6 protein-coding genes and 1 pseudogene are annotated in these 11131 nt (G+C 37.5%); 2 read left to right on the forward strand and 5 right to left on the reverse strand.

Going from position 1 to position 11131, the window contains the following annotated elements:
- Positions 1-149: 149 nt before the first annotated feature.
- The 4 genes from ACWQAU_RS09325 to ACWQAU_RS09340 form a co-directional block, all read right to left on the reverse strand.
- Complete coding sequence (locus tag ACWQAU_RS09325) at positions 150-5423, reverse strand: helicase HerA domain-containing protein (protein WP_027821701.1); 5274 nt, start codon at positions 5421-5423, stop codon at positions 150-152.
- On the reverse strand, positions 5404-6732 hold the full coding sequence (gene dptG, locus ACWQAU_RS09330) for a DNA phosphorothioation-dependent restriction protein DptG (RefSeq protein ID WP_027821700.1): 1329 nt from the start codon (positions 6730-6732) through the stop codon (positions 5404-5406). Before dptG ends, ACWQAU_RS09325 begins: the two co-directional genes overlap by 20 nt.
- Entirely contained in the window at positions 6732-8882 is a 2151-nt protein-coding gene (gene dptF / locus ACWQAU_RS09335; protein WP_027821699.1) for a DNA phosphorothioation-dependent restriction protein DptF, read from the reverse strand. The genes dptG and dptF overlap by 1 nt, the downstream gene beginning before the upstream one ends.
- Positions 8883-9138: 256 nt before the next feature.
- On the reverse strand, positions 9139-9465 hold the full coding sequence (locus tag ACWQAU_RS09340) for a UTRA domain-containing protein (protein WP_308705909.1): 327 nt from the start codon (positions 9463-9465) through the stop codon (positions 9139-9141).
- On the opposite strand from ACWQAU_RS09340, the gene ACWQAU_RS09345 reads away from it, so the two are divergent.
- Positions 9459-9710 carry an IS3 family transposase gene (locus ACWQAU_RS09345; RefSeq protein WP_002816285.1) on the forward strand — a complete coding sequence of 84 codons (252 nt, stop codon included), beginning with the start codon at positions 9459-9461 and terminating at the stop codon, positions 9708-9710. The two genes, ACWQAU_RS09340 and ACWQAU_RS09345, sit on opposite strands and share 7 nt — an antisense overlap.
- A gap of 17 nt (positions 9711-9727) precedes the next feature.
- Positions 9728-10606 (forward strand): IS3 family transposase, encoded by an 879-nt coding sequence (locus ACWQAU_RS09350; RefSeq protein WP_261793265.1) that lies wholly within the window; start codon positions 9728-9730, stop codon positions 10604-10606.
- Positions 10607-10760: 154 nt separating this feature from the next.
- Here the strand turns inward: ACWQAU_RS09350 and gpmA are convergent.
- Positions 10761-10970 (reverse strand): annotated as a pseudogene (gene gpmA, locus ACWQAU_RS09355) (2,3-diphosphoglycerate-dependent phosphoglycerate mutase); the annotation flags it as partial.
- Between the last annotated feature and the right edge of the window lie 161 nt (positions 10971-11131).

The following is an 11131-nucleotide window of genomic DNA, read 5'->3' on the forward strand; positions in this document are numbered from 1 at the left end:
ATTGTGTTGGTACTGAGAGCATTAAAAATCCCCTGAGTTGGAAATTCGACTCGGGGGATTTTTTATCAGTTACCTTTCGCATCTAAAACAATTTCAAATTGCCAAAAAGTAGAAGAGGCAACTTTCAAGCTGTGCTAAATAATCATGGACTAGCTTAAACGTGATGCTAAATCATCAATTTTCACAACGTTCACTTGTTTAGCTAAGTCGCCTTTTTCAACTAATCCTGGTCCGCTGACGACACACTGACCTTTCTTCAAAGTTGTCAATTCTTGTTCAAATTTATTCTGCTCAACTCGATCGGAGCTTAGGATTTTTGCAACTGCTTTAGTTTGACTCTCGGGAGGCAAGAAATGAACCTGCTCTGCAGCGTTATAAATTGCATCCACTTCGCCTTTAATACTACTCAAAGACTGTGTCGCAAATAATCCTGAGAACCCAAATTTCCGACCTTCTCGTAGGATCTTAACAGTTGGAGAATCCTTATCAAAGTTTAAATTCTGAACCTCGTCTAAAAAGATTGGATAAATTAACTTTTTGTCAGAATTAAGCTTGGCATAATTAATAAGATCCCATAATAGAAATTCAATCATTGCATTTTGTAATGAAGCTGGATAACCACTTAGTTGAATAATATTAGTTTTCCCTGTCGTTCCAAAATAATTTGACCAGTCAAAATTCTCTTTGTATGTGAACGGATCTCTCATCAGTAACGCTTGCAGTCTTCCATACAACTTAGTATCAATTGATTCGCCGCTATCCAGAAGCGTCTTTTTCAACGTTGCAAACGTATAGTTAGGATTGCCCTCAAGGCCACTAGTCATGACAGTGACTAATCGACTTTTTTGCTGAATGCCTAGACTAAAGACAAAATCCAAAACCTCAGCAACTCGTTGTGCAATGCCAGATGCGTCCTCCAATTTGTGATAAGTGCCAATATCAAATCGCTGTGGCGCAAATGGGTTAATCGGTAACCCGTCAGCAAGCACAATATGCTGGTTAATTTGATTGACGTTTTCTTTAAATGTCGGGTCTAGTTGATCAGGCATGTAACTATCTGTATAATCAATAACCACTGTATCGATTTTTGCCTTTGAAAACTCTAGCAACAGTGTCTGAATGAAATATGTCTTTCCTTGACCTGATTTACCAGTAATCAGCATATGTCGATTTGCTAGCTTATCACTTCCATACTCCCAGTACACTTTACTAGTAGAACCATCAATTGTTCCAATACGAATACGACGAGTTGCCTCAATTTCTTCTTTCTCATCCAACATATCATTTTCCTCGTCCAATTTATTATATGTGTCTTCGTCCTTAGCAGAAACATGTGATTGATTTTCATTTGGTGACACCTCATTACCCTCAGGTTCGAAGACATCACCAACAGTTTGAAGCGTAGTGTGCTTGCCGGGATAACTAAGCGCTTCTGCTTCTGTCATTTCATTTGCTTCCACTTCTCCATTGTCGGAATCTGGTACTGCTTCATCATTTTCCGTATGCACTTCAGCCTGCTCGGCTTGTATACTTTTAGTTTCAATATCATTAATTAGCATTTCATTTGTTAATAACCGATGTTGATCAAAACCGAAGTGATTATTTTGAATCTCATCAATTATCCATTGCGTCTCTTGACCAGCAAATGAAAAGGCATCATCTTCCGGTACTTCAACCGAAGTATAATCGTCCATAATTCGAATTTGCCGGTTCGTATAACCTGTCTTCAATGAGAAGATGAATTTGTTATGGTAGCAACTCAACATTGATTGGTTTACTTCAATGTCTCCTTGGACAATCCGCTGTTTGGCATACATCAGTCCATTAAAACTAGTCAAGTCCATCTCACCGTTGGAGTATAACTTTGCAGCATTTGCAAAGTATAGTTTCATGAAAAAGTCTAAGTAGAACTTTGCTTTAAAATTCTGTTGTTTTACTAATGTCTCATTCAAGACTGCAGCGGTATGCTGAACTTGCTCAATTGCTTTATCAATAACTGTACTGGAATTCACACCAACCTTAACTTCGGTCGGCAAGAACATCACATCATAATGAGCTCCATCTTCCTTTAATCCCATGAATAACAAGTCATCAGATATTTTACCTTTAGCTCCGAGGCTTTTTGCACTAAAGATTGCATCAGAACGACTTTCACCGACAAATGATCCAGAAACACGTAATATTTCTTCTAAGGACAATGGTACCCAGATTACATCATCCCGCTGAAGGATTCCCAACATTTCTTTTGAAACTGCCAGAATGCTCAGTTTTTCTTTGACTGTCGTTTTCTGCTGCCTATGACTGACTAAACGCAATAGCCACTCACCATTGATCATATTAAATGTCTTAATAACATTATCAATATACGAACTACTATTACGTTGCTTGATATTCTGTGGCAAATTCTCAGATAAAATTGTGCGATACTGATCGACTTGCTTTGTTAATGTGATTGACTCATAATTTACTGAATTCGTGTAGTCTGTATAATGAATGACATAAATATCTTGGCTTAACTTATTAAAATAATCCAATTTTACTTCTGGATTTAATACTGTTACCCAATTACTTTTATCAAATTGAGCTTGAAAATCACGACTATCCACTTCTTCAATACTATTCGTCAACGTCATACCATGGGTCATCGCAACATGCTTCTGCGCCGTCGCCACTAATAACTCGTTCCAGGATTCTGCAAAATGAACTACTTGAGCACTATCACCATCATTTAGCCCCTTAGTTCCAAATCCATCTTTTAAACTGTCTTGAATACTGGTGTACTCTGTACCACCAATGACACCATTTAAAGAATAGTTCATCTCTAGATTTGACCTATCGGCACCATCTAATGTTAATTCATTTGCAAATTGATAGAAAGTAATGTGAAAGCCTTCGTCTGGTTCAAAATCATAAAAGACATTGATTTTTTCTTTCATCAGCTCAAGAACTTCTTCATCGGAAACTTCTTTATTTTTCTTCAATGGTTCAGTGAAGAAGTCAGCAAATTCATCTCGGTTACTCAATTGATAAAATCCATTAAAGTCGGAATTAACGGCATCGTGGCTAGCGCGTAACATATAAACATTAACTGGATTGATTTCATTGATAGACTGCCGACGTTTAGTTACTTGTTCAATTTCCGAATACAAATAATCAACTAAACTCTTAATTAACGGCTTTTCATCAGTAACATTAACAAACTTGATATTATAAGTACTCTGAGGGTTAATATCAAACAAGTAATTGAAATGCTTCTTAAAATCTTTGAGTCGTTCTGTAATAATCGCTTGCGAAACCCGACTGAACTTTGATCTATTGTTTTCTGAATAGCACAACCACCGTGGCGCATTTTCCGAAGTAAACGCACGATAGTTAAGTTGATTGCGTTTCAAAAACGGTACCAGATGGATTGGGGATAACTTCTGCTCTAAGGTTCTGGAGAGTTTTTCATCATGAACATCGCTTTCCACCTGAAGCTGATAGCTTAATTGCATCGGATTGAGGGGGGAATAACTAACTTCATGGCTACTGTTCCAATGTTCACCGATTCGGCTTATGTTGCGGACTTCTGTCGGTAACTCTACACCGTCTTCAGTATGTGTAATTTCTTGTTCGACTTCAGCCAAAATATCACGTACACTCTCAATGACCTCTTGATCCCAATTAATTAAGCTCATCAATGTCATACGTTTCTTCAAAACACCAAATAAATGCCGATACTTCTCTGTCAATTGCGCTGAAATTTCAGCACCATCTTCAATCAGTGTTTCAGTATTAATTTGTTTCTCTTCTAAATCAAAAAAAGTTTTCTGATTGTTAAAAACACTACTGATTTCACTACCAAAAATGATTCGCTGATTCTGATAATGACCATCATATGAATGTTCGCGACGATAACGTTCAATATCTAGCGCACTTTTAGGCTGAATTTTATTATCATCATTATCAAAGACATTAAAATTGAGTGGAACACTACCTAGTGTTACTGTAAAGCTTTCATTATCATCATCAAGCGATAATTGACTGAGATCGGCCTTTAATTGATCATTTGGACCGAGCATCAGATTATCAAGTTGGCTTGTTTTATCAACATTCAATTTTTTAGATTGAATCCCGGAGCCCAAAATTAGTTCGTCCATATCACTCGGTATCTCTAAGTTAGCCTTTTTCTCCCCTTTAACTTTAACTCTGTAATATGGGCGCAACCCCAATATTTTGTTGTCAGTAAAGGGTAATATCAGTATATTAAAAGTAAAGCCTAGACTACCAATATCATGGTGTCGATATCGTACTTTGACACTTTCAGGTTCATTAGTTTTCAAATCAGAAAAGTCAACCACTAACTGATTCTTATGTGTTCCAACCGTATAGTGCTTATGATTGATTTTGGACTGAGTAATCCATTTATCTTGAACTGTAGCGTCGAAGGGGAATTTAACCGTTAATTTGTTTTGGTGTTTATCATTAAACACGATAATATAACGTGTTCGTTGCCCAGCTTTGCTAGTTCCTTTTGGACGATCCCAAATTAGCATGTCTTCATTGATTCCCTGCATTATTTCTGCATCATACACTAAACTGATTTTCTTATTCTGCTTTAACCGTTCTTTTCCTGCCAAAATTTGCTTATAGTTAACAGATTGCCAATTATTGCCAGATAAATCACTGATGAGCTTCTCACCATCAACAATCTTAGTAATTCGAGAACGTACATCGCCAAAGCCATGTGCCAAGCTAATATTCACGTAATCAGCATGATTTTCCGCTAAGCGTTCTTCCTTAGATGAATATGTGGATAAATCCTGATCTTGAAAATACCCCATTTGAATGTAGTCAGAATCAGACAACTCACCTTTTTCGATGATGCCGTACACATCAGCAAAATCCATTAACGTAAGCTCTTGTTCACCATCATAAATGGTTTTCACCATAAATTTCAGAACATCTTTATCGTCTTTACTGAGTTTTTCACTCTTATCGACAGTAGCTTGCACATTACGTTTAAGCGCGCCCGTATTAAAAGGTCCTCCTTGACGCCCGATGTCCTTAGCACCGCTATTGATACTATCCAAAACTTTATTTGAGACAAACAATAGCGCCGTATTTTCCCAAACACCTTGCTGTTGTCCAATTCTATTTCTCAAATTAACTAAATAATCAGGGGTCACCTCAACTGTGGAAACAACAACTAGTTGCATATGACTATCTGTATCTATGTCAAATGCCAGCGCATTAGGACCAGACTGCTCATCCATTAACTGAAAATTATGAATGTCATTAAATTCAGATAATACGCTCATAAATTGTCTTACTTGATCATCATTCTCAAAGTTTAAGACATATCTGTCTCCGGCCTGTATAGTGATTGTTTGACTCCAATCAATCAGCCGATTGCCTAAAAATTTATAGTATTCCCTTAACATATTGTGCATCCCCACTATCACTCAGTTTTTCCAAAACATTGACACGTTCAAACAATCTAATGACTCTTTCCCTACTTAAGCGATCAAAATAGACACCGCGTTGTTGCAACTCATTGAAAACATCTTTTAACAACATCTTATGGTTTCCAACTATTGCAGCTGTTAACATCAATACAGTCTGATTACTTAATGAAAAAACGCGCCCTAAACGACCATGCTGCCGAATATATCCTTGTTGCGCAATCTCGTCCAATGACTTAGCGTATCGTGAATCTGGAGCACCCTTTTGTTTTTCCAGGATCATTCTCAGTGTATTAATTGCAGACGGCAAACTTGTATAATTAAACTCGATATCATCTAGCTTTCCCTCTGGAACTTGTTCGCGATATGCTTCTATAAATTGCTTCAAATTATCCATTAGTTCCATACGATATTTGAACGTCTCATCTAAAATTTGTGATTTCCAATAAAAACAATCAGCTGGAATTAACGCATTCAAGTAATTTATAACATCCATATCAACTAATAAATCTTGTCCGTGCTGATAGACTAATTGATAACCTTGCTGAATTGAGAGTCGTGATTGCGACACAGGTTCATTTTCCAACGTAAAGTAGAGCGGTATGATTGTTTCTTGCTCTGTTGCGTCACTAATACGGCTGATTAATTGAATAACATACGTGAAATAATAAAATTCTAGTAGTTCATCGATGTGTTGATAAAAATAGTCTTTGTTCGTTAAGAAATGCTGAATATCTCTAGAAAAACATTTACTAAACCATTCATGATCATAAAAAGTAAAGACCATATCAGTTCCCTGAGTATGTTCATCCGAGTTCGCTAACGATTCGTATAGAATCTTTTCATACAAATTAAACGGTTGCTCGGCCTTAAATGCATTCACAAAGTCTTGGTTATCCTGTAGTTTCAACAGTTGAATCAGAAAAAGGCCTAGCCTAATTTCACCTTTGCTTTGTTGATCCGTTGATAGTGGCTGATACTGTAGTAACTTAGCACTTTGCATTTGTTGATAATTGCTCCGATCAAACAGCTCGGCCACTTTTTCAGTATCGACAGTGGTCTCCAAAGAAGTCGACGTCAGTGCGAAAGGTTTCTGAATCATTTCCACGCTTTCACCATTTAGTTGTCGGGCAATTACTCCTACAATGGCCCCAAACCCTTCAGTGAATTTTACTCGCTCCGGATTTCTTGTATAAAACGGTAGCAACCAAGTACTGATATCATGCTTATACTTCAGTGTTTTATCAAAATTCAGTGCACGGCCAAGCTCAGACACCAAGTTATTCATTAATTCATAGCCTCCATTTCGACTTCAAAGCCATCATCCGTCAGACGATAAAATTCCTTAGTTTCAATATTTCCAATCACAGTTTCCTTGACTGCTCGATTGCTCTTAATAATGTTCTCAATGAAATTAGCAACATTAACAAATTGCCGCTTATCCTTATTCTTCAATAAATACCCCTGATTCACTGTTTCAATCAGCTTGAATAAATCATAATCGACGGACAACGAGTAACTTGTGTTAACATCCGAATTTTTAAGACTCAAAACGACATTATTTCCAACTACTGTAACACCTGTAAAGTTCATATCAAATGGAATTGCAATCCCAAACTTTTTCTCTTCGTTAATAAAAGTATAAACAAAATCACTCTTTGGACTGCCGCACCACTGATAGACAAACGCCTTGATAAGCTTGTATAATTGTCGTACTGACTCAGCCCGTTGTCCATTTTCTCTGGCATCTCTTATAAGTTTCAAATAATCTAGGTAATACTGATCATTAAATGCAGCATCCTGATAATCAACCAAATATTTAATCCGGATCAACAATCCAACTTTTTCACTAAAATCGATTTTTCCACTAGGATCTCCACTTTCCTCACTAATGTAACTCCACAACCATTGGATATTCTGAAGATCATCACGATTTAAAACATCGTGCGCTAAATCACTCAGTTGCCGCTGCGAACTATAGACTTTAGTTGTCAGCCGTTCAATCTGATCATTTTGAAAATCAATTGGATCAAATTCGTTGATTTTCTTAATTAACGGGGAGTCGCCAAAACCTGCAAATAACAAGTATGGTAATGATCCTTCATAATTTATCACTTGATGCTCTTCTAATTTAGCCGGAATCAGGATATCATGAATCAATTCCAATAACGCTCGGGTGGAAATGATCACTTTAGATTCTACTTGCACCTTGATTAATAAGTATTTCAAAGCTTTCTGCGTGTTTTTGTTACTAAAGAATTCATAATTATGGTGTGTCAGATGGACAATGTGTTTTTCTTTATCTTCAAGATATGCATTATAGAATGGATTACTTTCAGACTGCACTGTAACTTTGCTGAATAGCTCATCATAAAAAGCACTGTTGACCCCAGTTTCATCAATTTGAAATACAGGATAAGAACGAAACGACAGTAATTCAAAAAAGTCGTTCTTAGTTATATGGAGACTTGACGATTGTTCTGTAATTCCCGTCTCAGCCAAAAATGACAATAGCTTAGTAAATTGTCCAGATGCTTTCATTCGGTTGATTAGGTTCACCAAAATACCCATATTAATGGCAACGACCCAATTTTCACGATTATTCTCCACATAATTATCAGAAAACGGCTGTAATAATTCCATTAGTGTGTCCATCGCTGTCTTTTGAGGGTCAAAGCTTTCAGTTGCATCGTAATGAATATTTATTTTGTTCAGACTAAAAACATCTGGGTACTGTGACTTCATATACCCAATTAAGTGGGATTTTCCGTCACCCACATTTCCAACCAAAAACGCCAGCTTTCCGCGTTGATTATTGAACTGCATCAATACATCATGAAAATCTTGCTCTAAATTGCCACGGTCCACATGTAAATATTCTTGAACGCGATTTAAATGTTTATCATCAACAATCGCCGTACTTGATTGTCCTGATAACATATTTAAGATATTTTCAAGCTTGCTTTTCTGAAAATAATTTTCATATTTTTTCATTAATTCTTGAATGAATTGGACATCTGCCGAAGTTGCCACATAATTGGGTCGGCAGAGTGGCTCCACACGCTTAGCTAATTCATCTGAATCATACCCTTTAATTTTATCTGAACTTCGAACTCGAATTCGTCCAAAGTTTTGTTCTAACGTACCATTACTACGTGGAGCATCAAAGGTACTTAATAATATGGAATATAAAGTTTTCAAAGCTCTGCTTAATTGGTCATTCAATAGTTGTTGCTCTCGAGATGGTTCATCATGGGAACCTGATACAAATTTGTGCTGAACTTTTTTCTCCCCTACAACTGCACGATTATCACTTTCATTTTCTGATTTTGTCGTGCTTACCGTCGTTTCGACAATAGAATTTAATTTTTGTCCACAGTTTGGACAAAAGTTGACCTTATTTGTTATTTTTACACCACAATTTGGACAAAAGTGCATTTTACTTCCCCCGCATTTAATCATTACTAAATATCAATAATTATCGTTCATTATTTACTTATACAAAGTTAATTATATCTTATTTGGAGGTAAAATAACTTAACTAAATCACTCTTATTCAACTATATTTGCCAATATCCAAATCAACATCATAAAAGCAATTATATTTTCATCTTATAACATCACCCTCCCCACACAAAAACAAGGATTACCAGGCTCCCACCTATGTAATCCCCGCAACAGATCAATAGCCACCTCAGCGAATCTTTTTCACCATGAATAACCGGGCGCGTCGATAATCATAATATTGTTTTGAAAATGCCAGCATTTTACCAGTTGTCAGATAAGTTTCATCTTTGACTACCAGACTAGGGGCACCAGCCGGTAGTTCCATGAATTCTCCCGCAATGGCGGGTAGTGGCTCACTCATCAACAATTGATCAATGAAGCCGACGTTGACATCGCGTTGTTGCTCAAAATAGTTAAACAACGAGCTGGATGTAAGCTGATTCCTGAGACAACTTTTAAGAGAGGGTATAATGAATAAATCATCTCTCAAAAGGAAGGAATTTTTACATGCCAACTCGTTACGACAAAGAATTCAAACAAAACATTATCAACCTATATAAGCAAGGCGAATCAGCTGCCCAACTGGCCAGAGAATATGGCATTGGCTATTCAACAGTTCATAAGTGGATCCAGGGCCAGGCCAAAACTCAATCCGGTAAATCGCCAGACGAAATCAAAGCGATGGAAAAGCGACTGGCTTCGCTGTCTGAGGAGAACGAAATCCTAAAAAAAGCCCTGGGCTTCCTTGCGCAGAAGTAACCAATATCTTTGATTACATTCACCAAGAAAGCCATCACCACCAGGTAACCAAGATGTGCCGAATCCTCGGTGTTTCCAGAGCTCAGTATTATCGTTATCGATCCCCCAAACCTTCAAAACGCCGGGCCGAAGATGCGGGCTTGAAACAACGGATTCTGCGGATCTTTGCGGAATTTAAGCAGCGATACGGTGTTATGAAGATCCACCATGAATTGAATCTGGAACTTCAACAACTGCAGCTTCGGTGCAGTCCACGACGGATTTCCTGGCTCATGAAGGAACTGGATATCCACTCCGTTACCGTCAATAAGTGGAAAGCGGCTTCGGCTTCCAAAACCAAGGTTGAACAGCGTCCCAACTTGCTTAAGCAGGATTTCTCGACCACTGGTTTAAATCAAAAATGGACCGCTGATATGACCTATATTCAAACGAAGCGTAATGGCTGGTGTTACTTATCAACCATCATGGACCTGCACTCACGACGGATTATCGGCTATTCGTTCTCAAAAAAGATGGCTACTGATTTAGTCTTAAAGACCCTTGAAAGCGCGGTTAAAAATCGAACCATTACTGGGGACCTGATTATCCATACGGATTTAGGATCACAGTATACCAGCGATGATTACAATCAACGTTTAACTGAGCTACATATCCGCCACTCATACAGCCGTAAGGGTTGTCCGTATGATAATGCGCCAATGGAATCCTTTCACGCTTCCCTCAAAAAGGAATGTGTTTATCCAGTGCCGGTCTTTGAAGATTATGAAACTGCCGCTGCCGTCCTTTTTGAATATGTGCATGCTTTCTACAATAGGAAGAGAATTCATAGTTCACTGGGCTACCAGACCCCCTTACAAGTTGAAATTGCAACACTTACGAGCCAAATGGCCGCCTGATTTAATGCTTTCCAGGGTTCAAATAAGTTATTAATCGCGATTAATGATTTATTTGAGCTGTGGAAGGTAAACGCGGTTCTGAATGTCTCTTAAAATCTGTCTCAAATATTGACTTCAATCCAGAGTGCTCTAAAAATCAGTGAATAACTATTAATTATTTGCCTAACTTTTCTTTGCCTAAAACGTTCAACTTTTCGTCGAAGTCATAAACAACTGGTTCATCAGTAGCCATTCTAAGTCCATGATGTCATCATAGGAGATGCGTTCGATGTACTTCGAAAGGGGCGCGGAGTGAGTTACCGTGGGCAGCAATGATAACGTTCTTACCGTCTAATAATTTAGACGCAATTTTGTCTTCCCAGAAGTCACTAAAATTAGTCTTGTCAAATATGATTATAGCTATATTTTTAACTACATTGCAAAAACAATCAGTTACCAACTAGTAAAAATCTGACCTACCTTAATCTTTATCAAGCTCACGGTTACTCTATTTTATTTAAACCAATAATTTCACTGGAGTATATC

The organism is Lactiplantibacillus sp. 3062 (assembly GCF_055413545.1).

Bases quoted from the DNA above. Each gene is read 5' to 3' on its own strand.
- ACWQAU_RS09325 (WP_027821701.1), bottom strand. From the start codon at position 5,423: ATGTTAAGGGAATACTATAAATTTTTAGGCAATCGGCTGATTGATTGG.
- dptG (WP_027821700.1), bottom strand. From the start codon at position 6,732: ATGAATAACTTGGTGTCTGAGCTTGGCCGTGCACTGAATTTTGATAAA.
- dptF (WP_027821699.1), bottom strand. From the start codon at position 8,882: ATGCACTTTTGTCCAAATTGTGGTGTAAAAATAACAAATAAGGTCAAC.
- ACWQAU_RS09345 (WP_002816285.1), top strand. From the start codon at position 9,459: ATGCCAACTCGTTACGACAAAGAATTCAAACAAAACATTATCAACCTA.